21 protein-coding genes are annotated in these 22617 nt (G+C 72.8%); 7 read left to right on the top strand and 14 right to left on the bottom strand.

Annotated features, from left to right (window positions below; genetic code table 11):
• Positions 1 to 116: 116 nt before the first annotated feature.
• The gene (locus AC1DYZ_RS02555; protein WP_477063650.1) at positions 117 to 440 is read left to right on the top strand and encodes a hypothetical protein; all 324 of its coding nucleotides are present in this window, start codon (positions 117 to 119) and stop codon (positions 438 to 440) included.
• A 47-nt stretch (positions 441 to 487) separates the two neighbouring features.
• Complete coding sequence (locus AC1DYZ_RS02550) at positions 488 to 865, top strand: SseB family protein (RefSeq protein WP_477063649.1); 378 nt, start codon at positions 488 to 490, stop codon at positions 863 to 865.
• 1 nt (position 866) lies between these two features.
• Here AC1DYZ_RS02550 and AC1DYZ_RS02545 read toward each other — a convergent pair whose 3' ends face one another.
• The 4 genes from AC1DYZ_RS02545 to AC1DYZ_RS02530 all read right to left on the bottom strand — a co-directional run bounded on the left by AC1DYZ_RS02545 (position 867) and on the right by AC1DYZ_RS02530 (position 4229).
• Entirely contained in the window at positions 867 to 1652 is a 786-nt protein-coding gene (locus AC1DYZ_RS02545; protein ID WP_477063648.1) for a zinc ribbon domain-containing protein, read from the bottom strand.
• A 128-nt stretch (positions 1653 to 1780) separates the two neighbouring features.
• Positions 1781 to 2467, bottom strand: coding sequence for a GNAT family N-acetyltransferase (locus AC1DYZ_RS02540; protein WP_477063647.1), 687 nt, complete (start codon positions 2465 to 2467; stop codon positions 1781 to 1783).
• Complete coding sequence (locus AC1DYZ_RS02535) at positions 2464 to 3288, bottom strand: LLM class flavin-dependent oxidoreductase (RefSeq protein WP_477063646.1); 825 nt, start codon at positions 3286 to 3288, stop codon at positions 2464 to 2466. Before AC1DYZ_RS02535 ends, AC1DYZ_RS02540 begins: the two co-directional genes overlap by 4 nt.
• 11 nt (positions 3289 to 3299) lie before the next feature.
• Positions 3300 to 4229 (bottom strand): NAD-dependent epimerase/dehydratase family protein, encoded by a 930-nt coding sequence (locus AC1DYZ_RS02530; RefSeq protein WP_477063645.1) that lies wholly within the window; start codon positions 4227 to 4229, stop codon positions 3300 to 3302.
• Between the two features lie 119 nt (positions 4230 to 4348).
• Between AC1DYZ_RS02530 and AC1DYZ_RS02525 the strand changes: the two genes are divergently transcribed.
• Complete coding sequence (locus AC1DYZ_RS02525; protein WP_477063644.1) at positions 4349 to 5077, top strand: TetR/AcrR family transcriptional regulator; 729 nt, start codon at positions 4349 to 4351, stop codon at positions 5075 to 5077.
• 121 nt (positions 5078 to 5198) lie between these two features.
• On the top strand, positions 5199 to 5978 hold the full coding sequence (locus AC1DYZ_RS02520) for an RDD family protein (protein ID WP_477063643.1): 780 nt from the start codon (positions 5199 to 5201) through the stop codon (positions 5976 to 5978).
• On the opposite strand, the gene AC1DYZ_RS02515 is transcribed toward AC1DYZ_RS02520, so the two are convergent.
• From AC1DYZ_RS02515 to AC1DYZ_RS02470, 10 genes are all read right to left on the bottom strand, one after another.
• On the bottom strand, positions 5971 to 6921 hold the full coding sequence (locus AC1DYZ_RS02515) for a glycoside hydrolase family 113 (protein WP_477063642.1): 951 nt from the start codon (positions 6919 to 6921) through the stop codon (positions 5971 to 5973). The two genes, AC1DYZ_RS02520 and AC1DYZ_RS02515, sit on opposite strands and share 8 nt — an antisense overlap.
• Before the next feature lie 41 nt (positions 6922 to 6962).
• Positions 6963 to 7373, bottom strand: a complete 411-nt coding sequence (locus AC1DYZ_RS02510; protein WP_477063641.1) for a VOC family protein — start codon at positions 7371 to 7373, stop codon at positions 6963 to 6965.
• A 185-nt stretch (positions 7374 to 7558) separates the two neighbouring features.
• Entirely contained in the window at positions 7559 to 8299 is a 741-nt protein-coding gene (locus tag AC1DYZ_RS02505) for a uracil-DNA glycosylase (RefSeq protein ID WP_477063640.1), read from the bottom strand.
• A 57-nt stretch (positions 8300 to 8356) separates the two neighbouring features.
• Entirely contained in the window at positions 8357 to 8824 is a 468-nt protein-coding gene (locus tag AC1DYZ_RS02500; protein ID WP_477063639.1) for a TIGR00725 family protein, read from the bottom strand.
• 128 nt (positions 8825 to 8952) lie between these two features.
• Positions 8953 to 9570: an L-threonylcarbamoyladenylate synthase gene (locus AC1DYZ_RS02495; RefSeq protein ID WP_456824096.1), complete on the bottom strand. Its 618-nt coding sequence runs from the start codon at positions 9568 to 9570 to the stop codon at positions 8953 to 8955.
• Between the two features lie 10 nt (positions 9571 to 9580).
• Complete coding sequence (locus AC1DYZ_RS02490) at positions 9581 to 9937, bottom strand: nucleotide pyrophosphohydrolase (RefSeq protein ID WP_477063638.1); 357 nt, start codon at positions 9935 to 9937, stop codon at positions 9581 to 9583.
• Complete coding sequence (locus AC1DYZ_RS02485) at positions 9934 to 11991, bottom strand: elongation factor G (protein WP_477063637.1); 2058 nt, start codon at positions 11989 to 11991, stop codon at positions 9934 to 9936. Before AC1DYZ_RS02485 ends, AC1DYZ_RS02490 begins: the two co-directional genes overlap by 4 nt.
• Positions 11992 to 12095: 104 nt before the next feature.
• Positions 12096 to 13049, bottom strand: a complete 954-nt coding sequence (locus AC1DYZ_RS02480; RefSeq protein WP_477063636.1) for an FKBP-type peptidyl-prolyl cis-trans isomerase — start codon at positions 13047 to 13049, stop codon at positions 12096 to 12098.
• 113 nt (positions 13050 to 13162) lie between these two features.
• On the bottom strand, positions 13163 to 14845 hold the full coding sequence (locus AC1DYZ_RS02475) for an alpha-amylase family protein (protein WP_477063635.1): 1683 nt from the start codon (positions 14843 to 14845) through the stop codon (positions 13163 to 13165).
• 11 nt (positions 14846 to 14856) lie between these two features.
• Complete coding sequence (locus tag AC1DYZ_RS02470; protein ID WP_477063634.1) at positions 14857 to 15912, bottom strand: TIGR03885 family FMN-dependent LLM class oxidoreductase; 1056 nt, start codon at positions 15910 to 15912, stop codon at positions 14857 to 14859.
• A gap of 261 nt (positions 15913 to 16173) precedes the next feature.
• Between AC1DYZ_RS02470 and AC1DYZ_RS02465 the strand changes: the two genes are divergently transcribed.
• The 3 genes from AC1DYZ_RS02465 to AC1DYZ_RS02455 are packed head-to-tail and all read left to right on the top strand — an operon-like array spanning position 16174 to position 22616.
• Positions 16174 to 16512 (top strand): hypothetical protein, encoded by a 339-nt coding sequence (locus AC1DYZ_RS02465; protein ID WP_477063633.1) that lies wholly within the window; start codon positions 16174 to 16176, stop codon positions 16510 to 16512.
• The gene (locus AC1DYZ_RS02460) at positions 16509 to 19259 is read left to right on the top strand and encodes a VWA domain-containing protein (RefSeq protein WP_477063632.1); all 2751 of its coding nucleotides are present in this window, start codon (positions 16509 to 16511) and stop codon (positions 19257 to 19259) included. Before AC1DYZ_RS02465 ends, AC1DYZ_RS02460 begins: the two co-directional genes overlap by 4 nt.
• Positions 19260 to 19292: 33 nt before the next feature.
• Complete coding sequence (locus AC1DYZ_RS02455; protein WP_477063631.1) at positions 19293 to 22616, top strand: tubulin-like doman-containing protein; 3324 nt, start codon at positions 19293 to 19295, stop codon at positions 22614 to 22616.
• The last annotated feature ends 1 nt before the right edge of the window (position 22617 follow it).

The following is a 22617-nucleotide window of genomic DNA, read 5'->3' as shown; positions in this document are numbered from 1 at the left end:
CCCGCGGGCGGCCTGTGGACAAGTCGTCGGCAGGACGTCATCCGGTCGTCGGGCGCGCGTCACGCCGGCGCCACGTCGACCGCGTCTGATGGGTGGTGTCGACGAGAGGACCAGCCATGGCCGCCACGCTCGCATCGCCCCGTCTCTACTCCGCGACCGACAACCACCAAGCCGACATCGGTGCGACGGTGTGGGCGGTGGCCCACCCGATCGGCGAGGTCGCCGACGACGGCCCGGACGACCGTTGGGTGATGGTCATGGGCGAGGTGATGGGCGTTCGTCTGGACACCCCGGGGTGGCCCAACGGTCAGGTGTGGTCGAGCGAGGAGCTGTGCCGGCAGCACGCCTGGTCGCGGCACGTTCTCGGCCGGCGCACGGGCTTCGAGGTTCGTCGGCTCGAGGTCGTGACGCCGGCGCTGTTCCGGCTGGCGACGGCCTAGGACGCCGGTAGCGTGAGCCTCGCCCGCAACGACGAGGGAGCACGCACATGAAGGACTTCGACCAGGCGCTGCGCACCGCGGCTCCCGGCACGATCGACGGCGCCAAGCTGCTGACCCGGTTCGCCTACGAGCCGCTGGCGGTACCGAGCGGCGGCCCGGTCGGCGAGCACTTCGAAGGGTTCATCCCGGCGATCCTCGACCGCGAGGGCGTGCACCACCTGGTCGCGTTCTCGTCGGCGCAGCGGTTTCACGACGAAGGCCGCGTGGGCGGCGAGGCCATCGCGATGCCGGTGCGCGAGGTGCTGCTGCGCATGCCCGCGGACGTGGGCATCGTGGTCAACCCGGGCAGCTCGCAGGGCTTCGAGCTGGGGCCGGACGTCGTCGCGACCCTGCGCGACGAGCTCGCCCGGCCCCACGACGAATGAGCTAGGGCTTGACCGTGGTCAGGAACGCCGCCGCCTGCGTGAGGTCGTCGAAGTCGTTGCCGACCAGGTCGACCAGCAGGTCGTTGCTCCACAGGGCGAGCCGACCGATGGTGAACTGCTCCTTGGCGACGTCGGGCAGCGTGAGCCCGTAGACCCGCTTCGCGATCTCGCGCTTGCCGCCGCGTGCGGCGCCGTAGGTCGAGATCGGCAGGTAGGTGTCGGGCGCCATGGCGCACAGCACGCGGGTCAGCGCCGGCTCCTTGAAGCCGGTCATGCCGAGGCCGCCCTGGCCCAGGATCAGGCGGGTCAGCCGGTCCGGGAGCGGCACGGTCTCCGGCCCGTAGAGCAGGTAGCGGATGGTGTTGCGCGTGCGGGCCGAGGCCTCGTGCTCACCCATCTTGTCCCAGGCGCGGTTGAACGACGCCGTCGTCGCGTTGGTCGCACCCGGGGTGTCGTTGACGAACGCCTTGAGGTCGCGCGGCTCGCAGGTGGTGATCTCCTCGCGGCTGAACACCTGCTGGTAGTGCGACCAGTCGTACCCCGGTTCGGTGGGCGGCGCGGCCGCGGCCAGCTTCTCGACCTGCTCGAGCCGGGTCGGGTCGACGGCGGTCCGGTCGGGGAACCGGGCCTGCAGATCGGCCGACGACGAGGGCAGCGGTGCCGACGTCTTCGCCTCGCCGCGCGTCCACTGGTGGTTGCAGGCTGTGCAGCGAACGGTGCGGCGGTCGTCCGCCAGCCGTTCGACGAGCTCGAGCTCTCCGGATCTACAGACCGGGCATGTCAGCATGGTGCTCCTTCGCGTCTAAGGAGAGTGTGACGCACCTTCGGGCCCTCCATGTCCGGCACCAGGGCGGCCCGCGACGAGGACCGGGCTGCTTACGGCGCTGACCTGGGACGATGCGGTCTGCGACCTCGTCATGCCGGAAGGTGCAGCCACCACGTGATGCCCATCCCGATCAGCCGCAGCCCGCACCGCTCGTAGAGCGCGCGGCCGGTGGGCGTCGAGTTGAGCACGACGTGCTCGGCCCCGGCCGCGGCGGCCGCGGAGCACACGGCCTGCATCAGCCCGGTTCCCAGGCCGCGACGCTGGGACGACTCCCACACCGCGACGTCGAAGACCCCGGCGAGGTTGCCGACGAGGTGCGACCACGCCCGACCCGCCAGCCGGTCGTCGTCGTACGCCGCGGCGTGCCAGGCGCGAGGCGGTCGCAGCCGGGCCATCGCCAGCTCGGCCGCGTAGGTGGCGTGCTCGTCGATCCGCTCCTGCAGCTCGACCCGCGGGTCGGCGGGGAGCCCGAGGTCGGCCGGCCCGGTCATCCACCACGGCGACCAGCCCCGCTCGAACCCCGCGGCTGCGAGCGGGCTCGCATCGACGTCGAGACCCAGCCAGGCGCCGACGATGCGCGTGCCCGTGGCGCGTGCCCGCTCCACACCCCGTGCGAGTGCCGCCGGGTCGATGACCTGCGGGAACATGAGGTCGCCGTTGGCCCAGGTGAGGCCGGTGTCCTCCCAGGACGGCACGCCGAGCACCTCCGAGCGCAGCTGGAACCAGCTGGTCTGGACGCGCTCGCAGTCGGCGACCGTGACCGGCGCGCGGGTCACGTCGGGAGAGGACCGCGTCGGATCCGCTCCAGCAGGCCGTCGGGGGTGACCGTGTCGAAGTCCCAGTTCGAGTCGATCCACCACGTGACCCCGGCGGCCTCGAGGGCCTCGACCTTCTCGCGCGCGGCGGCGGGGTCCGTCGGCAGCACGCCCTCGGCGATGAGCTCGAAGGGTTCTCCGCCGCGCTGCTCGGTCACCCAGGCGCTCACCTTGCGCAGCTCGTCCGGCTTCAGCGGGTCGAACCCGTCCTCGCGACGGATCGCGATGACCCCGTCGCGGCCGGCCGCCCGACGCATCGAGCGCGGCGCGAACCACGACCCGATCACCCAGACCGGGATGGTCCCGCGCACCGGCCGTGGCTGGAACACCAGGTCGGTGACCTGGTGGAACGTGCCCGCGTAGCTGAACGGCTCCCCGGTCCACGCGAGGTCGAGGATGGCGAGGGAGTCGTCGAGCAGCGCCGCCCGGTCCTTCGCGTCGACGTGCTCTCCGGACACCCGGCTGTAGGCGCCGTCGTCGATCGCCCCGAGCCCGACCGGGAGCACGAGCCGCCCGCCCGAGAGCTGGTCGACGGTGAGCGCCTGGCGAGCCACCTCCCACGGCTTGCGGCGGGGGAGCGAGAACACCATGGCGCCGAGCGTGAGGCGGGTGGTCTGCACCGCGGCCGCGCCGAGGATCGTCCACGGGTCGAAGGTGTCCATGGGCCCGACGCTGATGCCATCCCAGGCGAAGAACCCGTCCCAGCCCGCCTGCTCGGCGGCGACGGCCATCTCGATCGACTGGGCTGCGGAACCGCAGGAGGCCGTGACTCCGAACTTCATGGCACCCGACGCTACGCCCGACCTCCGACAGGCACTGGCGCCCGCGCGGCGAGCATCTCCTGGACGACCTGGTCCCACGGCGTCGCGACGAAGCCGAGCACCCGCGACGACGCGGCGGTGTCCATGACGTACGGCTGGGAGAAGTGATCGGAGACGGCCGCCACCTCGCGCAGCAGGGGGACGACCAGCCCGAGCGCGCGCATCACGGGCGCCGGGACCGGCGCGATCCGAGGGTTCGGGGCGAACCGCGCGCCCAGCTCGCGGAACGTCAGCGGCTCGGCGGTCGGAACGTGCCACGCGCGTCCCCACGCGGCCGGGGTGCTGCCGGCGGCGACGAGGGCCCGCGCGAAGTCGGGCAGGTACGTCCAGCTGTGCGGCTGGTCGACGGCGACGATCGGGCGCACGACCTTCCCGGCCAGCAGGGGGTCGAGGAAGCGTGGCCCGGCGTGCGCCTGGGAGTCCGCCAGCGGGCCGAGGTAGTCGGCGGCGCGCACCTCCGTCGCCCGCAGCTCACCGGAGCGGTGTCGACGCTCGGCGTCCCGCCACATCTGCGCGCGGACGGCTCCCTTGGTGTCGGTGGCGTCGAGCGGGCTGTCCTCGGTCATCACGGCGCCGTGCGTCGCGTACCCGTAAAGGTTGCCGGCCGTGACGAGCACGGCGCCCGTGGCCGCCGCGGCGTCGAGCATCGCAGTCATCAGCGGCGGCCAGTCCGTCGCCCAGCGGTCGTACGCGGGGTTGCCGCAGTTGTAGAGAACCTCGGCCCCGTTGGCGGCGCGCACCAGTGCGGGGACATCGAGGGCGTCGATCGCGGCGTGCGTGACGAGGCCCGACGACGTCCCGCCCGACCGGCTGAGCACCAGGACCTCCGAACCCTGCTCCGCGAGCAGCTGGGCCAGCGTGGAGCCGACGGCTCCCTTTCCGATGACGACGTGGCGCGGCATGATCGACTCCTCGAGAAGTGAGAGCGGTGCTCTCGTCTGTGAGCGATGCTCGCACACTCTCGGACCCGCCGCAAGAGCGGTGCTCTCACTTGTGATCGGTGCTCTGGCACACTGTGCCCATGGCCGAGATGAAGACAGCGCGCGAACGTGCCCGCGCCGAGGTGATGTCCGACCTGCTCGCCGCCGCCCGCGCGCGACTGGTCAGCGACGGCGCGGCCGACCTGTCGCTGCGCGCGGTCGCCCGGGACCTCGGCGTCGCATCGTCGGCGGTCTACCGCTACGTGCCATCGCGCGACGCGCTGCTCACGCTGCTCATCATCGAGTCGTACGACGCCGTCGGCGCCGTCGCCGAGGCGGCCGCCGCCGAGGCCCGCAGCCGCGGCGCCGACCCCGCCCAGGTGTGGCTCGAGGTCGCGCGGGCCGTCCGGGGCTGGGCGCTCGACCAGCCGTACTCGTTCGAGCTCATCTACGGCACCCCGGTGCGCGGCTACCGGGCACCGGACGACACGGTCGCGTCCGCCCTGCGGTTGTGGGGCGTCGTCGTCGGCCTCCTCATGCAGGCGGCCGGTGACGGGTCCCTTCGACCCACCGGCCCCGACTTCGACCCGCACGGCCGCCTCAGCCCCGAGGTGTTCGCGTTCGCCGGCTGGTCCGACCCCGCCGACGTGCCCGTCGACATGGTCCGCGCGGCCGCGCGTTCGGCCACGCTGTTCACGTCGCTCGTCGGCGCCATCTCGGTCGAGCTCTTCGGCCACCTGCACCGCGTCGCCGCCGATCCCGCCCTGCTGTTCGACGTCACGATCGCCACCGCGGCGGCGGGGGTCGGGCTGCACGTGCCGCTCGACTGAACGGACACCGCCGAGCGGGTGACGTGCGTTGCGCGGCGTGACCTGCGGCTCAATACTCCCGGGCGCCCTGTCGATTGAGGTGCTGACATCCAGGACCGCTATCGAGCACCGCAGGAGATCCGTGAGCACCCAGGACTCTTTCCCGCCGCCGTCCGGCGCGTGGAACCCGGCCCCGGCCGCTCCGTACGGTCAGCCCGCGGCCGACCCGTACGCCCCGCCGGGCCCCTACGCCCAGCCGGTGACCGACGCCTACGGCGCTCCCGCGTACGGCGCCCCCGCTTACGCGCAGCCCGCCTACGGACAGCCGGCGTACGGACAGGCGGCTTACGGACAGCCGGCTTACGGACAGCCGGCTTACGGACAGGCGGCTTACGGCACTCCGGCCTACGGTGCTCCCGCCTTCGGTGCCCCCGCCTACGGGCAGCCCACGTACGGATACCAGTACGGCGGCTTCGGGTTCGCGCCTGCATACGCGTCGTGGATCCAGCGGGTCGGTGCCTACCTGCTCGACGCGCTCGCCGTGCTCCCCTACCTGGCGGGTCTGCTGGTGATGTCGATGGCGACCGAGCCGGGGTACGACGCCTTCGGCAACCCCGTCGACCAGCCGTCGTCGGCCGGTCTCGGCGCCCTCGCCGTGGGTGGGCTGGTGTCGCTGGTCCTGTGGGCGTGGAACCGGTGGTTCGTGGCCGGTCGGACCGGGCAGTCGTGGGGCAAGAAGGCCGTGGGCCTCACGATGCAGAAGGACGCGACGGGTCAGCCGATCGGCGTCTGGATGGCGTTCGTCCGCGACGTCGCGCACTACGTCGACGGGTTCTTCTACCTCGGGTACCTGTGGCCGCTGTGGGACGGGAAGCGGCAGACGTTCTCGGACAAGCTCACCAAGACGGTCGTCGTCAGCTGACGCGCGTGCGGAGCGCCTCCGCGTAGGCGCTCCGCACGACTCCCTCGGCGGCCTTGCCGAACACGCAGTAGTCGTCGTCCGTCGCCGCGACGCTCTCGTCGTAGAGCCGAGCCGGCCAGTCCCAGAGCAGGAAGCCGCCCACCCAGTCGCGCCGCGCGCAGGCGGTGAACGCGGCCTCGTACCACTCGACCTGCGCCTGCTCACTCGGCGCCCCCGCGAGCGCCCAGTCGTTGGGCAGGGCCGGGGAGCCGACGCGGCTCGGGCAGCCGGCCTCCAAGAACACGAACGGCTTGCCGTGCACCGCGACGACGGGCGCGATGCGGTCCAGCTGGTTCTCCCAGTCGTCGACCGGGTAGTAGCCCGACGACGAGATGACGTCGACCGCGTCCCACCAGCCGACGTGGTCCTCCTGGTACTTGTCGCAGTTGTAGGTGACCAGCCCGCGGTAGACGGCACGGACCTCCGCGATGAGCGCACGCCACTCGGCCTCGCGGCGGTCCGACTGGACCATCTCGCAGCCGATGCAGAACATCTCGACGCCCTCCTGCTCCGCGATCCGGGCGTGGTGCACGATGAACTCCGTGTAGGCGGCGAACCACTGCGTCCAGGTGGGCTCGGGCGGCACGTCGACGTCGAAGAAGTTGATGTGCGCCCGCCAGGTCCCGTTGCGGACGTTGACGACCGGCTTGAGGCACACCGACAGATCCCGCTGCTTGGCGGCGCGGATCGCCCACCGGACCTCGTCGTCGGTGACCGTCGGCTCGTCGCGGAAGTGGATCTCCGTGGACTGCGCGGTGTCCTGGAGGGCGCCGAACGTGATCGCCGTCCAGGTCACGCCGAGCCGCTCGACCATGAGGTCCATCGACCGCTCGGCCTCCGGGCCGCCCCACGTGCCGCGCACGCCGGTCCAGCCCCACGTCATCCCCGCCACGTAGTCCACCATCCCGGCAGCCTAGGGCTTTTTTCGATGCCTTAACAAAGGATCTAGTGCATCCACGGGGTGTACGTGATGCCCACCAGCAGGCCCTCGGGGCTCTGGAGGCGGGCGGTCGTCTGGCCCCAGGGCTCCTCGGTCGTGTCCTTGAGCAGACGGTGTCCCTTGGCGCGCAGCTCGGCGACGCCCGCCGCGACGGCGTCGACCGTCGGCACGTCGAACTCGAGCCACGCCTGCGGCGTCGGCACGTCGGCCGGCCAGTCCGGGGACCCGAACGTCGACTCCGCCGCCTGCGACAGCGGCCACAGGGCGAACGCCTTCACGCCCTCGAGGTCGTCCTTGGTGAGGTAGCCCGGCACCGGCTCTTCGAGCGTGAGCCCGAGGCCGTCGCCCCAGAACGCCCGGGCGGCGTCACCGTCGGTGGTGATGGGACCGAAGCCCGCGACGAACGAGATGTCCATGCGCTCAGGCCTGGCAGACGACCGTGGTGTCGACCGTCATCTGGCTGATCGCGCCTCCCCGCCGACCCTGGGGTCCGGCTGATTCCTCGTCCGAATACGTCGTCGCGCTCATCGTCGAGCCCTCCCCTGGGTTGCTCGCAGCCTAGTGAGCCGGACATGTCAGACACCAGGGCGGCGGCCCACCGTCACCCGGCGAGGGCCCGCGCTCGCAGCAGCACCGCGTCCAGCATCGGCGGGGTCAGCCGGCCCGTGAAGGTGTTCTGCTGGCTGACGTGGAAGCAGCCGAGGAGCACCACCTGCGCACCGCCCGGTCCGGTCAGCACCAGCTCCACGCCGTGGCCGAACCGCGGTCGCGGACGCGGGACGTCCCAGCCCTGCTCGGCGAGCGTGGTGAGCAGCGCCTGCCAGCCGAACCCGCCCAGCACGACGATCACCGCCGGGCGCACCAACGACAGCTCCCGACCGAGGAACGGGCCGCACGTCCGACGCTCGAGAGGGGTCGGGTCGTTGGCCGGCGGGGCGCAGCGCACGGGCGCCGTGACGCGGATGTCCGTCAGGGTCAGGCCGTCGTCGCGGGACACCGACGTCGGCTGGTTGGCGAAGCCCGTGCGGTGCATCGCCGCGAAGAGGAAGTCGCCCGAGCGGTCGCCGGTGAACATGCGGCCCGTGCGGTTGGCGCCGTGGGCCGCGGGGGCGAGGCCGACGACGAGCACTGCGGCGTGCTCGTCGCCGAAGCCCGGGACCGGTCGCGCCCAGTACGTCTCATCGCGGAAGGCGGCCCGCTTCTCGACGCCCACGAGCTCCCGCCACGCGACCAGCCGAGGGCACGCGCGGCACGTGGGGACGACGGCGTCGAGCGCGGCGAGGTCGGTCGCGGCCGCCGCGGCGCGGACCACGTCGTCCGCGCTCGTCGGCACGTTCGTCATCGGCACCCCTGAGCGAGAGTTCGGMACGAGATCGAGGGGCTCCCGATCTCGCGGCCGTCACCCATCGTGCGGGCCCAGCGCGTCGACCAACCGGAGAGCCTCGTCGAGGGTACTCACCGGATGCAGTCCCGGGTCCCCAGGGAGCGACCACCCCCGGAGCGCCACGACGGGCACCCCGGTGCGGACCGCCAGCGCGACCTCGCTGAGCGTGCCCCAGGACCCGCCGACGCTCACGACGACGTCGCTCGACCGCACGAGCAGGGCGTTGCGCATCTCACCCAGTCCGGTCGGGATCGCGACGGTGAGGTGCGGGTTCGCGGCTGAGCGGTCGGTCCCGGGCAGCAGGCCGACGACGATCCCGCCGGCTTGGGCGGCCCCGCGCGCGACGGCCTCCATGACCCCGCCGTGACCGCCGCAGAGCACGACGTGCCCGCGCTGGGCGAGTCCGCGCCCGACGGTCGCCGCATCGGCCAGGTCAGCCTCGTCGGCCGCGGACGGCCCGACGACTGCGACGTAGCTGCTCACTGACTCACCCTCCCGCCGACGCCGGTCGTGCGCCAGCGAGCTCGAGATCGTGACATCGCGTCGAGCTCGCCGGTTGCGATGCGACCGGCGAGCTCGACCGGGAGTCACGAGTTCGGCGCCGGCGGAGGTCAGAAGCGGTCCGGGTCGCCCGCGCCCACGCGGACCACCTCCGGGGTGCCGTCGGTCCAGTCCACCACCGTCGTCGGCTCCGTGCCGCAGTCGCCGGCGTCGACCACGGCGTCGAGCACCAGGTCGAGCTCCTCCTTGATCTGCCAGCCCTCGACCATCGGCCACTCGTGGCCGGGCATCAGCAGGGTGCTGGACAGGAGCGGCTCGCCGAGCTCGCGCAGGATCGCCTGGGCCACGGGGTGGTCGGGGATGCGCACGCCGACGGACCGCTTCTTCGCGTGCGCGAGCCGCTTGGGAACCTCGGGCGTGGCCAGCAGGATGAACGTGTACGGGCCGGGGGTGGCCGCCTTGATGGCGCGGAAGGCGCTGTTGTCCAGGTGCACCAGCTGGCCCAGCTGCGCGAAGTCGGAGCAGACGAGCGTGAAGTGGTGCCGGTCGTCGAGGTGCCGGATCTTGCGGATGCGGTCGGCGCCGTCGTGGTTGTCGATCCGGGAGCCGAGCGCGTAGCAGGAGTCCGTGGGGTAGGCGATGACCGCGTCCTTGCGCAGCAGCTCGACCACCTGCGCGATCGAGCGCGGCTGGGGGTTCTCGGGGTGGACGTCGAAGTACCGGGCCATGGGGACGAGGCTAGGGCTTGTGGGGCGCGACGCCGCGAACCTCGTCGGCGGCGAACCTGCGGTGGGAGTCGGCCAGCTTGGCCCGGGCCGCCTCGCCCAGGTCGACGCCGAGCACATCGGCCAGGCACACCAGGTAGACGAGGATGTCGGCCATCTCCTCCGACACCCGCGCGTGGCGGTCCGGTGACGAGAAGCGCTCCACGGCCTCGTGCGCGGGCACCCACTGGAACAGCTCCGCGAGCTCCCCGACCTCGCCGACGAGGGCGAGGATCACCGACTTCGGGTCGTGGAACTGCTGCCAGTCGCGCTCGGTGCTGAACTCCCGGACCAGGCGCGTGAGCTCGGTGAGCTCCCGCTCGTCGGTCACGCGGGGACCAGGTGGTCGGGGCACACCTCGAACCGGTCGGCCTCGATCGACAGCTCGGCGCGGCCGCCCGTCAGCGAGCGGAGGTCGAGCACGTACCGGGCCAGCTCCGCCTCGGGCACGGACGCCTCGATGAGCACGAGCCCGTCGTCGAGGGACGTGGTCGCGTTGATGTGCCCGCGGCGGGCGGACAGGTCGCTCATCACATCGCCCTGCGCCGTCGTCGGCACCGTGACGGACACGTGGCTGACGGGTTCGAGCACGATGGTGCCGGCCGCGTGCAGCGCGTCGCGGACGCCGTTGCCCGCGGCGGTCCGGAACGCCATGTCGGAGGAGTCGACCGAGTGCGACTTGCCGTCGTAGACCTCGACGCGCAGGTCGACCACGGGGTACCCGTGCGGCCCGCCGGAGGCCATCGCCTCGACGACGCCCTTGTGCACGGCCTGCACGTAGGTGCGGGGGATGGCTCCGCCGACGATGGCGTCGACGAACTCGAACCCCGATCCGTGCGGCAGGGGCGAGACCCGCAGCTGCACCACCGCGAACTGCCCGTGCCCGCCGGACTGCTTCTTCACCTTGCCCTCGGCCTCGACGGGTCGGCGGATGGTCTCCCGGTAGCCGACGGGCACCGGCGACGTGCTCACGTGCACCCCGAACACCCGGCCCAGGCGTTCCAGCGCGACGGCCAGGTGCGTGTCGCCGAGGCCGCGCAGCACGGTGCTGTCGCCGGAGCGGTCGACACGCAGGGTGGGGTCCTCGGCGACCAGCCGGCCGAGGGCGGCCGAGAGGCGGTCGTCGTCGGACTGCGTGAGGGGTTCCAGCGCGAGCCCGTAGACGGTGTCCCGCTCGCGCGGCGGCCGGGCGGTCATCGACGCGGCCGGGCCGGTGCGCTCGGCCAGCAGGGTCCCCGACGGGGTGCCGGTGAGCTTGGCGACGGCGCCGATCTGCCCCGCCGGGACGGCGTCGACGGGCAGGTGCTCCTTGCCGCGCAGCCGAAACAGCCCGGGGATGCGCTCCTCGGTGCGGGTGGCCGTGTTCAGCAGGCGGTCGCCGTTGCGGACGGTGCCTGACAGCACCCGGAACATGGTGACCTGGCCGACGAACGGGTCCGCGAGCGTCCGGAACGCGTACAGCAGCGTGGGGCCCTTCGGATCGGCGGCGACCTCGACCTCGGTCTTCCCGGCCCGGACCCGGGCGGTCCGGTCCGCCGGCGACGGCCCGAGCTCGCACAGCAGGTCCGCCAGCCGGTCGACGCCGACGCCGGTGACGCCGGACGCCAGGAGCACGGGGAAGGCCTCGCCGTCGCGGACCTCGTGCGCGAGCGTCGTCTCCAGCTCCGCCGCGGTCGGCTGCTCTCCCGACAGGTAGCGCTCGAGCTGGTCGTCGTCGTGCGCGACGATCTCCTCGGTGACCTCGTCGTGCAGCCGGTGCTCCTCGTCGGCGAGCCCGGTGGGCAGCGCCTCGGTGTGGTGGTGACCCTCGCGGTCGTAGGCGAGGCCCTCCTCCGAGAGCACGTCGGCGACGCCCGTGAAGGCCGTCTCCTCGCCGAGCGGCAGCTCGAGCGGGACGAGCCCGTCGCCGAACGCCTCCCGCAGGTCCGCCAGCACGTGCCGGAAGTCGGCCCGCGCCTTGTCCTCCTTGGTGACGACGACCATCCGCGGCACCCCGGCCTCCGCCGCGAGCCGCCACGCCGCTTGGGTGCCCGCCTGGACGCCGTCGACCGCGCTCACCACGATCAGCGCCAGGTCCGCGGCCGCCAGCGCCGCGTCGACCGCGCCCGCGAAGTCGGCCGACCCCGGGGCGTCCAGCAGGGTCACGTCGTAGGCGTTGCCGTCCGGTGCGGTCCACGGAAAGGGGGCGACCCCGAGGCCCAGGGAGATGCCGCGCGCGATCTCCTCCGGCTCGTGGTCCGTCACGGTGGTGCCGTCCTCGACCCGACCCGCCCGGGTCAGCACACCGGCGCGGTGCAGCAGCGCCTCGGTGAGCGTGGTCTTGCCCGATCCCGCGGCGCCCAGGAGCGCCACCGTGCGGATCCTCGGCGTCGCTGCCTGGTCCATCGTCCACTCCCGGGCTCCGGAATCGTGTGGCTCTTCCCCGCCACCCTAGGACGCGACGAGCCCGGGACGCGAGGCGTCCCGGGCTCGTGGTGGAGCGGTGCGTGCTAGGACGCGGCCAGGATGTCGACGACGAAGATCAGCGTCGAGTTCGGGGGGATCGTGTCGCCGCTGCCCTCGGCGCCGTAGCCGAGGTCCGGCGGGATGACCAGAAGCACCTGGCTGCCGACCGTCTGGCCCGTGAGTCCCTGGGTCCAGCCCGGGATGACGCCGGTCAGCGCGAACGTCGCGGGCTCGCCGCGGTCCCACGAGGAGTCGAACTGCGTGCCGTCCCAGAGCCAGCCGGTGTAGTGCACGGTGAGCGTCTGGTCGGCCGTCACGGGGGCGCCCGCGCCCTTGATCAGGGGCTGGACCACGAGCGTGGTGGGGGCCGCGTCGGTGATCGGCGTGATCGACGGCTTGCCGTCGGCGTCGAGCGTGACGGTCGGCAGGCCGGCGGGGGGCGTCACGGCCTCACCCTCGGCGCGTGCCGGGACCGGCGGGGTGTCCTTGGCGTCGACGACCTCGGCGGCGACGACGTTGGTCCCGCTGTCGGTCGGCACGGCGAAGAGGATCCGCACGCCGACCTTCTGGCCGACCAGCGCGTCGTGCAGCGCCGGCGGCAGCTTGTCGTCGGCGACGACGGACTCCGGACCGCTCTCGTAGTTGTCGCCGAGGACGCTGCCGTCCGTGCCGGACACGGCGACCTCGTTGATCGAGAGGGTCTGCCCCTCGGTGATCTCGGCGCCCGTGCCCTCGTCGACGACGCGCACCGTCACCCCGGTCACCGTGAACGGCTTCGAGGGGAGGGTGATCGTCGGCTTGGTGCCGGGGTCACCCTCGACCGTCACCTTGGCGAGCGCGGCGGTGTCCGCGGCGTTCTCGGCCGACGTGGCCGACGCGGACGGCGAGGCCGACGGGTCGGAGCCGCCGTCACCGGAGCAGGCGGCCAGCGACAGGCCGAGGGTCAGGGCGAGTGCTGCGGCGGCGAGGCCGCGGCGGGCGGTGGTCGTGCGGCGCACGAAGGTCCTCCGTCGTTTTGGGTCCCGCCCGGGGAGGCGGCGGACCTCGGCACGGTACGCGAGTTTTCTGGGAGGCCGCTGAGCGAGCCGGTGGATGGGCTGCCCGAAACAGTTCAGATCAGCCGGCGGTCGCCCTCGCGGACGACGCGGAGCCAGCGGTAGCCGTAGCCCTCCAGGTCGACGTCCGTCCGGCCGCGCGCGTCGATGGTGCACGAGCCGTCCTGCAGCAGGTCGACCAGCCGCACGGTGTCGTCGCAGTCGGCGAACCGCAGCGGCACGGTGACGGCGTCGGGAGACAGGTTGTGCACCGCGATCGTCGACCCGTCGCCCCAGGTGCTGCGGTGCGCGAGGACGGCCGGGTGCGGCTGCGCGAGGATCTCGGCCCGCGGGGTCCAGCCGAGCTCGGGGCTCTCCCGGTACCGGCGGATCAGCAGCTGCACGAAGTTGAGAATCGAGCCCGGGTCCCGACGCTGGTCGGCGACGTTGACGTGCTCGGGGGAGAAGCCGCCCTCGGTGACCGGGCCGGACAGCTTGGCCTTCGACGCCTGCGAGAAGCCGCCGTTCGTCCCGGACGTCCACTGCATCGGCGTGCGAACGGCCATGCGGCCCTCGGCGGCCAGGTTCTCGCCCATGCCGATCTCCTCGCCGTAGAAGAGCACCGGGGTGCCGGGCAGCGAGAACAGCAGGGAGTAGACCATCCGGATGCGGCGCGGGTCGCCGTCCAGCATCGTCGGCACGCGCCGCCGCAGGCCGCGACCGTACAGCTGCATGTCCGGGTCAGGACCGAAGGCGTCGAACACCTCCTGCCGCTCCGTGTCGGAGAGCTTGTCGAGCGTGAGCTCGTCGTGGTTGCGCACGAAGGTGGACCACTGGGCGTCGTGCGGGATGTCGGGCCGCTTCGAGAGGGCGTCGGCGATCGGGCGGGCGTCGCGCCGCGCGAGCGCCAGGTACAGGCTCTGCATCCCGATGAAGTCGAACTGCAGCGTGAGCTCGTCGCTGTCGGCCGCCCCGCCGCCGAAGTACAGCCGCTGCTCCGCGTACGGCAGGTTGACCTCGCCCATGAGGATGGCGTCGCCGACCCGTCGGGTCAGGAACGACCTGAGTTCCTTGAGGAAGTCGTGCTTGTCGACGATGTCGTCGCCCGGAGTGTTCGCGGCGTCGGCCAGGAAGAACGGGACGGCGTCGACCCGGAACCCGCTCAGCCCCACCTCCGCCCAGTAGCCGATCACCTTCGCGATGGCGTCCCTGACCTGCGGGTTCGCCGTGTTGAGGTCGGGCTGCTGGTGGTAGAACGTGTGCCGGTACCACTCGCCGGTCGCGTCGTCCTTGGTCCAGATGCCCGTCTCCTTGTCGGGGAAGACGACCTTGTCCTTGGTGGACGGCGGCTTGTCCTTCCGCCAGACGTAGAAGTCGCGGTACGGGTTGTCGACGCTCTTGCGCGCCTCCTGGAACCACCGGTGCTTCCACGACGTGTGGTTGACGACGAGGTCGGCGATCACCCGGATCCCGCGGTCGCGGGCGGTCCGGATCACCTCGACCAGGTCGCCCACGTCACCCAGTCGCGGATCGACCCCGAGGAAGTCGGAGATGTCGTAGCCGTCGTCGTAGTCCTGCGTCGGGTAGAACGGCATGAGCCACAGGCACGTCACGCCCAGGTCGGCCAGGTGATCGATCCGCTGCACCAGTCCCGGCAGGTCGCCGACGCCGTCGTCGTTCCAGTCCATGAACGTCTCGACGTCCAGGCAGTAGATGACGGCGTTCTTCCACCACAGGTCACCGGTGTCGTGGATCCTCATGGGGATCGTTCCTACCCGTTGTGGTGCCGCGCCGCCCGTCGAGAGCCGGACTGCAGCTGGGGGAGGAGGTGCTCGGCGGCCATGTCGACGAACGCCTCGAGAGTCGCGCTGCGCGGGGTGCGGGTCGGTGCTGCGTCGCCGTGCTTCTCGTCGTCCGGGACGGCGTCCGTGGCGACCTGGTGGAGGTACAGCGCGTCGAACCCGATCGTGGCCAGCTCGCTCAGGCGGTCCGCCAGGCGGGAGGGGTCGTGGTCGACGAGGACGCTGCGGCGGACGCTCTCGTCGCCGACATGCTCGCCGATCGAGTCGAAGGCTTCCGGAGTGTCGAGGTCCCACGCGACCGGCGGCCCGAACACCTGGCCGCGCCACTGCTCGCGCGCGGTCGCCAGGGCGGTCTCCTCGTCGGGCGCCCACGACACGTGCACCTGCAGCGCGATCTCGCCCCGGCCACCGGCGTCCCGGTACTCCTGCACCACCTGCCGGAGGATCTCGGGGGTCTGGTTCACCGTGACCAGTCCGTCGGCCCAGGCCGCGTGCGACCGTGCCGTGGCGGGGGTCACCGCCGGGCCGATGAGGAGCGGCGTCTCGTCGGGAAGCGTCCAGAGCTTGGCGCGGTCCACCGTGACCAGGCCGTCGTGGGTGACCTCTTCGCCGTCGAGCAGCGCGCGGATGACGTCGACGCACTCCCGGAGCCGGGCGTCACGCGTGGCCTTCGGCGGCCATCCCGCGCCGGTGATGTGCTCGTTGACGTTCTCCCCGGACCCGAGCGCCACCCAGAACCGGCCCGGGAACATGGCGCCCAGCGACGCCACGGCCTGGGCGATGATCGCCGGGTGGTAGCGCTGGCCCGGCGCGTTGACGACGCCGAACGGCAGCTGCGTCGTCGCCATGGCCGCGCCCAGCCATGTCCAGGCGAACCCCGAATGGCCCTGCCGGACCGACCACGGGGCCCAGTGGTCCGAGCACATCGCGGCGTCGAAGCCGGCCTGCTCCGCGCGCTGGGTCACCGCGAGGAGCGCCGCGGGGTGGACCTGCTCGTGCGAGTTGTGGAAGCCGACGATGGTCATGTCCATCGTTCCTACCGGCTCCGCCCGGCACGTGCCCGCCGAGCGGGCTGGGGGTGAATGCCGACTGGGTGGTGCCTGTGAGGTTCGTGCCCGCATTGTCTGCAGCTGGCGGGCGTGACAATCTGCAGGTGAGCCGCGCATCGGGTGCGGTGCGGGAGGCAGGCAGGACGTAGGGCCAGAGGCGGTGTCGGTGCAGGTTCCTACAGTGGAACGATTGCCCCGTCGAACCCGATGCGGCTGACGACTTCGACGGGAGAGCGCGTGGTCGACACCGTGGTCCGGCACGATGCCGTACGCGCCCCGGCCTGGCCGGCGTTCGCCGCTCTGGCCGTCGCTGTGGTGTCCGTGGCGGTCGCCCTCGTCTCCGTCCTCCTGCTGGACGCGCCGTCGGTGCCGCTCCTCGTCGCCGGATACGTGCTCGGCGCCGTCGTCACCACGATCGTGGCCAGCGTGTACCGCGCGATGCGGGGCCGACGTCGGCCGGACCCGCGGTTCCGGCCGCAGCCGTGGCTGGACCGGCTGGCGACGTCGGCGCTGGTGCTCGGTGTCGCCGCGGGGCTCCTCAACGCCTTCCTGCTCGCGACGGAGCTGGCCAAGTGAACCGGGTGCTGCGCGCCGTGGCGTCGCTGGCCGCGCTCGGCGTCGCCGCGTCCGCGTCCCTGGTCCTGGCACCCTCCGCGACGGCCGCCTCCGACCTCAGCGACGCCGGTGCCTCCGCGTTCGCCGACGTCGCCAGCTGCGCCGCGAACGCCGACCACCTGCTCGCGGCGATCGTCGTCGACGCGTCCGGGTCGTTGCGCCAGACCGACCCCGACGACCAGCGTGTCGGCGCCATCTCCACCGCCCTCGACTCGCTCGCCTCGTTGCGCGCCAGCAGCGACGGGACGCTCGACGTCCAGGCCAGCCTCGCGACGTTCGGCGCGGAGTACGAGGAGCTCGTGGCCTGGGGGACGGTCGACGGCAACCAGCTCGCTGCCCTCGAGGACTCGGCGACGAACGACCTGCCCGGCCGCGACCAGGAGAACCTCACGGACTATCGCGCGGCCCTGCGCGGCGCGCAGTCCTCCCTCGACGCGCAGGCGGCCTCGCTCGACGGCACCAGCTGCAAGGTCCTCCTGTGGTTCACCGACGGCCGGCTCGACGTCGACGGCACCGGCGGCGGCGAGCCCGCGACCGACGCGGCGCGGACCGAGCTGTGCACGCCCCAGGGGCAGATCGACGGCGTGCGAGGCGACCAGATCGCGATCATCGCGCTCGCGCTCTTCACCGAGGGGTCGGTGACCCAGCAGGACCAGGACCGGCTGCGAGCGATCGCCGAGGGCACCGGGGGCGGCGAGTCGTGCGGGACGGTGCCCATCCCCGCGACCTCGACCGGCGGGGCGTTCCTGCGCGCCGACGACGCCGGGGCGATGCGGCGCCTGTTCGCGCAGGCCGCGGCCCTCATCGCGGGCGGCACCTCGTGGAAGTCGGTCGACTGCCCGTCCGCGGAGTGCGTCAACGGCACGCTCCCCATCCCTGCGGACCGCGGCATCGGGCGCTTCCGCGTGGTCCTCGAGCGCGACCCGGGCGCGGCTCTGCCGACGTTGCTGGCACCGGACGGCGAGGCCGTCCCGCTCGACGGTTCGGTCGCCGACGTCGATGGCGCCCAGCTGGTGGTCAGCGACCGCGACGGCCTCATGACGATCGACGTGACCTTCCCGCCGGCCGGTTCCGACGGCGGGGAGTGGACGCTGCAGCTCGGCGACACGGCGACCCTCGTGGACCTCTACTACTTCTGGGGTGTCGAGCTCGCGATCACCGGGCCGGATCGCGGCCTCACCATCGGCGAGACCAGCACCGTCACGGTGACTCCGCAGCACAAGGACGGCAGCGCCGTGCGGCCGGCCGAGCTCTCCGGCCCGCTCGACCTCGGGGTGACGGTGGCGGGAGCCGACCAGAGCGCCGACGTCGAGGACAACGGCGACGGCACCTACTCGTTCGACGTGACGATCCCCGCCGACGGGGCCGCGCCGTCGATGGCGATCGAGGCCACGGCGCGCGGGGTGAGCCGGCCCAGCGAGATCCCCCTCGGCCCCGTCACCTCCCACAAGGACCTGCCGACCGCCCTGCCCACCTCCTACCCGACCGTGGCGCCGACCCGGTTGATGCTGCCCAACCTCGTCGGCGACGGCACCGCTGCCGGGACGCTCACCTTCACCGGGTCGAAGGACGGCGCCACGCGCGCCTGCCTCGGGGACGCCACGTTCACGGCACCGGAGCCCGCGGGTGAGATCACCCTCACGCCCGACGCCGGCTGCGTGGACATCCCGGCGAACGGCACCGCGCAGATCGCCGTCGAGGTGTCGGCCGAGAACCCGGCCGACGGTCGTGTCGACGGCTCGCTGCCGATCACGCTGACCGCGGCCAACGGCGGGGACGACGTCACGCTCGCCGTGCCGGTCGGGACGTCCATGACGCGGCCCGTCGACACGGAGAAGCAGCTGGGCCTGACAGCCCTCTTCCTGCTGGCCGCCCTGCTCATCGCGTGGCTCACTGCGGAGGTGTCGAGGCGTGTCGCGGACCGCTACCGACTCACCACCGACGCTCGGGTGGCGTCCGTGCCGGTGCTCGTCACCGCCGGTGGCGTGCGACGCGCGACCGACGACAGCGCCGAGCTGCTCGACCCCGCCTTCGACTTCGAGCCGCTGCGGGTGGGCAAGTCCGGCCGGCTCGGGAGGTTCGACGCCGCCGGGCTCGAGTTCCGGCGCTCCTTCCCGTGGTTCCCGCTGCGGCAGGGGACCGGCGTGGTGCGGGCGGCCGGGGACTCGATCGTCGTCACGACGGCCGGGAACGAGCTGACGCGCGCGGACGGCCGAGCCTCTGAGGTGGACCTGCCGGGCACCATGGGGTTCGTCCTCGCCGCCGAGCCGCCCCTGCCGGGCGCGACCGAGATCCGGGGCCGGCTGGTCATGGTCGTCGACTCGCGCGAGGGCGTCGCCGCGGTGCTTCCGGAGCGGCTCGACGAGGTCCGCGATGCGCCGTGGGACCGGATCGTCGACGCGGTCGTCGGTGCGGCCGCGGCTCGCACGGCTGGTCCGACGCCGACCGCGCCGTCGGCGGGGCCGGCACCGACGAGCGACCGGGAGCCCCGTGCGGCGTCCTGGGCGGACGACGAGGCCACCCCGGCGGCGCCCGGGCCCGCGCCGGCGTCGAGCTGGGCCGACGACCTCGGCCCCGCCACAACCCCAGCGACGCCCGCGCCGACCGGCCGTGGTCGGCGGGGCCGTCCCGCGAAGTCCACCCCGCCACCCGCACCACCGCCCGCCGCCGACGACGCACCGCCGAGCTCGGTCAACTTCTGGGACTAGCAGTTCCGCACCTACTCACCCCAAGGACATCTCATGCTTCGTCCGTTCCTCCTCGTCGGTGTCGGCGGTTCCGGCGGCAAGACCCTGCGCGTCGTCCGCGAGGACCTCGAGCGGCGGCTCCAGMAGGCGGGGTGGGTCGGTGACCTGCCGMGCGCGTGGCAGTTCCTGCACATCGACGTGCCCACGGTCGCGGACGGCAACGACCCGGACCTGCCCGCGCAGCTGCCCGACCGGGACTACCAGGGGCTGGTGGCCAGCGGGGTGGACTACCGGACCATCGACGCTGCGATGACCAGCACGGCCAGCGCGCACCTCGCGGACGCGCTGGGCGGGTGGCGGCCGGACCCCAACCGCGTGAACATCCCGGCGAGCAAGGGCGCCGGCCAGTACCGGGCGCTCGGGCGGGTCATCACGGTCGCCGGCCTCGACCGGGTGCGCGAGGCGCTCCAGCACGCTCGCCGTCAGCTCACGGGCGCCGAGGTGATCGGCGAGCTCCAGCAGGTCACCACAGCCCTCGGGGGCGTGCCGTCGAGCGTCGTCCACGAGCCGACCGTCGTCGTCGTCTCCTCGATCGCCGGCGGCAGCGGCTCCGGTGCCGTGATCGACGTCTGCGACGCCGTCCGCGCGCTCGGGGACAAGTGGGCCAGCGAGATCGTCGGCATCCTGTATGCCCCGGACGTCTTCGACTACCTGCCCGAGGAGGCCCGTCGCGGGGTGCGGCCCAACTCGCTGGCGGCGCTGGCCGAGCTGCTGAGCGGCTTCTGGAACGAGGACGGCGCGACCGAAGGGACGACCGACCTCTTCGCCCGGTACGGCGTCCAGCTGGGCACGGCGAAGCGCCTCGGCCCGCGGTACCCGTTCCTGGTCGGCGCCCGCAACGAGCACGTGACGTACCGGACGCAGAACGACATCTACCGCGCCCTCGGGCGCTCGCTGGGCGCCTGGGTGGTCAGCGAGCGGCTGCAGGACTCGCTCTCGACGTACACCCAGGGCAACTGGGCACCGACCGCGCAGTCGGTGCCCGACAAGCTCGGCCTGCACACGCAGGGCACCGAGACGCCGTTCGCGGCGCTCGGGTCGTCCCGCGTCGGGCTCGGGCGCGACCGGTTCCGCGACTACGCGAGCGAGCACCTGGCCCGCACGGTCGTCGAGCGGTTCACGCGACGGCACGAGGAGCTGCGGCAGCGCGGCGACGACCGGACCGAGAAGCAGCTGGTCCGGGACACGGCCGACGACGTCTTCGGCGGGTTCCTGGCGGCCTCGGGCCTGGACGAGCGCGGCAAGGACCGCAACCAGATCGTCGACGCGCTCCGCCCGCAGAGCCTCCGGGACGACCTCAAGGCCGTCTTCGTGGAGATCCAGACCAAGGCCAAGGAGGCGATCCCGGACAAGGGCGCCCGCGCGGAGGACGTGCGCCGCAACATCAGGAACCTGGTCAAGGACCGGCAGTCGCACTTCCAGACCGCGCAGCTCGCGGCCCGGACGGACGCTGCGCGCAGCTGGGTCGACAACATCCAGCGTGACCTGACGGCACTCACCGCCCGGTACATCGCCTCCAGCGGCGCGCCCGTCACCGTGGAGCTGCTCCGCCGCCTGTCGACCGAGGTCGGGCAGGTCCGCGACGAGCTCCGCAGCGAGGCGAGCGCGAGCCGTCGGTGGGCCGCGGACGTGGACCAGCAGATCCGCGGCGCCCTCGACGACGCCGACACGGCGGTCATCCTGCGCACCACCGACAGGCTCGCCGAGGCGGTCAAGCGGGCCGTCCAGACATTCGCCGAGGAGCAGGAGGCCGAGATCCGCGACCTCGCGGTCGAGCTGATCCAGGACCTCGTCGACAACGTCCTCGAGCCGCTCGTCCAGTCGGTCGAGCACGGTCTCGAGGCGCTGGCCGAGGCCGGCAGCATCCGCGGTGACGGGCGCCCGTCCGTCATCGCGCTGTGGCCCGAGGGCGACGTCATCCCGATCCGCCTGCGGCCCGCGCCGAACGAGTTCTTGCTGGAGAAGCCGGACGACTACCCCTCGATCCTCTCCTCGCTCGTGTCGCGCACGATCGGGATCGAGCAGCCGCGTGAGGCGCGGAAGTCGGCCGACATCCAGGTGCTCCTGGGGACCGACGAGGTCGAGGGCCGGGTGCAGCACCTCGTCGTCCGGACCGCCGACTGGGTTCCCCGCAACCACCTCCTGCACCGCACGGTGACGGCGGCGCCGAGCCGGGCGTCGTTCGTCGTCCACGCCACGGCCGGCGACCTGCTGGACCGGGCGCGCGGGTGGCTCCACCGCGACGGGACCGCGGTGGGTCGGTACATGGACGAGGGCCTGCGGGACTACCTCGACCCGGCATCGGTCGGCCCGGCCGATCTCGCCGCGCGCCTGCAGCGCTTCGAGGGACAGCTGATCGCCGCCCTCAACGCGGGCTCGCCGCTGGTGAGCGTCAACCCGTCGGTCCTCGTGCAGGTGCACGGCAAGAACGAGGTCTCCTACACGACCCTCTTCAGCGAGGTGCCGCTGCCGGAGAAGTCGCCGGCCCGTGAGCGGTTCCGGACCCTGCTGGAGTCGCGCAGCCAGTGGAACGAGGTGGTGGAGAAGTCGTTCAGCGACGGCAACGGCGCGTTCATCGACATCTTCACCGTCAACCGGGAGCCGTACGAGCCGGTCGTCTTCGACAGCCTCATGCGCCCGATCGCGAGCGAGTGGGGTGCCCGCAGCGCGTCGACGGACCAGCGTGCGGAGTTCTGGCGCTGGCGTCGGTCCCGTCCGCTGTCCGAGGCGCTGCCCTTCTCGCCGGCCGTCCTGCGGTCGCTGGTGCGCGGGTGGTTCGTCGCCGGGTGCCTGGGTCACCTCGACGTCAGCGACACCGGCGCCCGCGTGTTCGTGCCGGCCGACCTGGGCAAGGGCGGTCGGATGGCGGCGTTCCCGTGGCCGACGCTGACCAGCGTGAAGCCGACCGGCCCGGACCTGCTGCCGGCGCTGCTGGAGTCGGTCACCCTCGCGATGCTCGACGTCAACACCACCGAGTCCCTCGACCCGATGAAGCCGTACGAGCGCCTGCGAGCCCTCGGCAGCAGCGGGGACGACGTGCCGGACGAGCTGTCCGCGTGGATCCTCGACGGTCGGAACCCGAACGGCGACACCGGTCCCGCCGCCGACTGGGAGCTGCGGCGCAAGAAGGTGGAGCAGCGGATCGACGCGCTCAGCGCCAAGTTCGACGAGCACTTCTCGCGGGTCGAGGAGGGCAACGACCTGCTCGGGTTCCCGGGTTCGTACGAGCTGCGCGGCGAGATCCGCGCGTCGCTCGGCGACCTGCGTCGCAGCGTCGGCAACCTGCAGCCCGTGGCCGATGGCGGGGGCTTCTACTGAC

Source organism: Cellulomonas sp. P1_C4 (genome assembly GCF_056406355.1).
Note: the sequence above shows the minus strand (reverse complement) of the source record. Positions and strands in the feature narration are given on the sequence as shown.

Excerpts from the sequence above, each read along its gene's own strand:
- AC1DYZ_RS02555 (WP_477063650.1), top strand. The coding sequence starts at position 117 with ATGGCCGCCACGCTCGCATCGCCCCGTCTCTACTCCGCGACCGACAAC.
- AC1DYZ_RS02550 (WP_477063649.1), top strand. The coding sequence starts at position 488 with ATGAAGGACTTCGACCAGGCGCTGCGCACCGCGGCTCCCGGCACGATC.
- AC1DYZ_RS02545 (WP_477063648.1), bottom strand. The coding sequence starts at position 1,652 with ATGCTGACATGCCCGGTCTGTAGATCCGGAGAGCTCGAGCTCGTCGAA.
- AC1DYZ_RS02535 (WP_477063646.1), bottom strand. The coding sequence starts at position 3,288 with ATGAAGTTCGGAGTCACGGCCTCCTGCGGTTCCGCAGCCCAGTCGATC.
- AC1DYZ_RS02530 (WP_477063645.1), bottom strand. The coding sequence starts at position 4,229 with ATGCCGCGCCACGTCGTCATCGGAAAGGGAGCCGTCGGCTCCACGCTG.
- AC1DYZ_RS02525 (WP_477063644.1), top strand. The coding sequence starts at position 4,349 with ATGGCCGAGATGAAGACAGCGCGCGAACGTGCCCGCGCCGAGGTGATG.
- AC1DYZ_RS02515 (WP_477063642.1), bottom strand. The coding sequence starts at position 6,921 with ATGGTGGACTACGTGGCGGGGATGACGTGGGGCTGGACCGGCGTGCGC.
- AC1DYZ_RS02510 (WP_477063641.1), bottom strand. The coding sequence starts at position 7,373 with ATGGACATCTCGTTCGTCGCGGGCTTCGGTCCCATCACCACCGACGGT.
- AC1DYZ_RS02505 (WP_477063640.1), bottom strand. The coding sequence starts at position 8,299 with ATGACGAACGTGCCGACGAGCGCGGACGACGTGGTCCGCGCCGCGGCG.
- AC1DYZ_RS02495 (WP_456824096.1), bottom strand. The coding sequence starts at position 9,570 with ATGGCCCGGTACTTCGACGTCCACCCCGAGAACCCCCAGCCGCGCTCG.
- AC1DYZ_RS02485 (WP_477063637.1), bottom strand. The coding sequence starts at position 11,991 with ATGGACCAGGCAGCGACGCCGAGGATCCGCACGGTGGCGCTCCTGGGC.
- AC1DYZ_RS02475 (WP_477063635.1), bottom strand. The coding sequence starts at position 14,845 with ATGAGGATCCACGACACCGGTGACCTGTGGTGGAAGAACGCCGTCATC.
- AC1DYZ_RS02470 (WP_477063634.1), bottom strand. The coding sequence starts at position 15,912 with ATGACCATCGTCGGCTTCCACAACTCGCACGAGCAGGTCCACCCCGCG.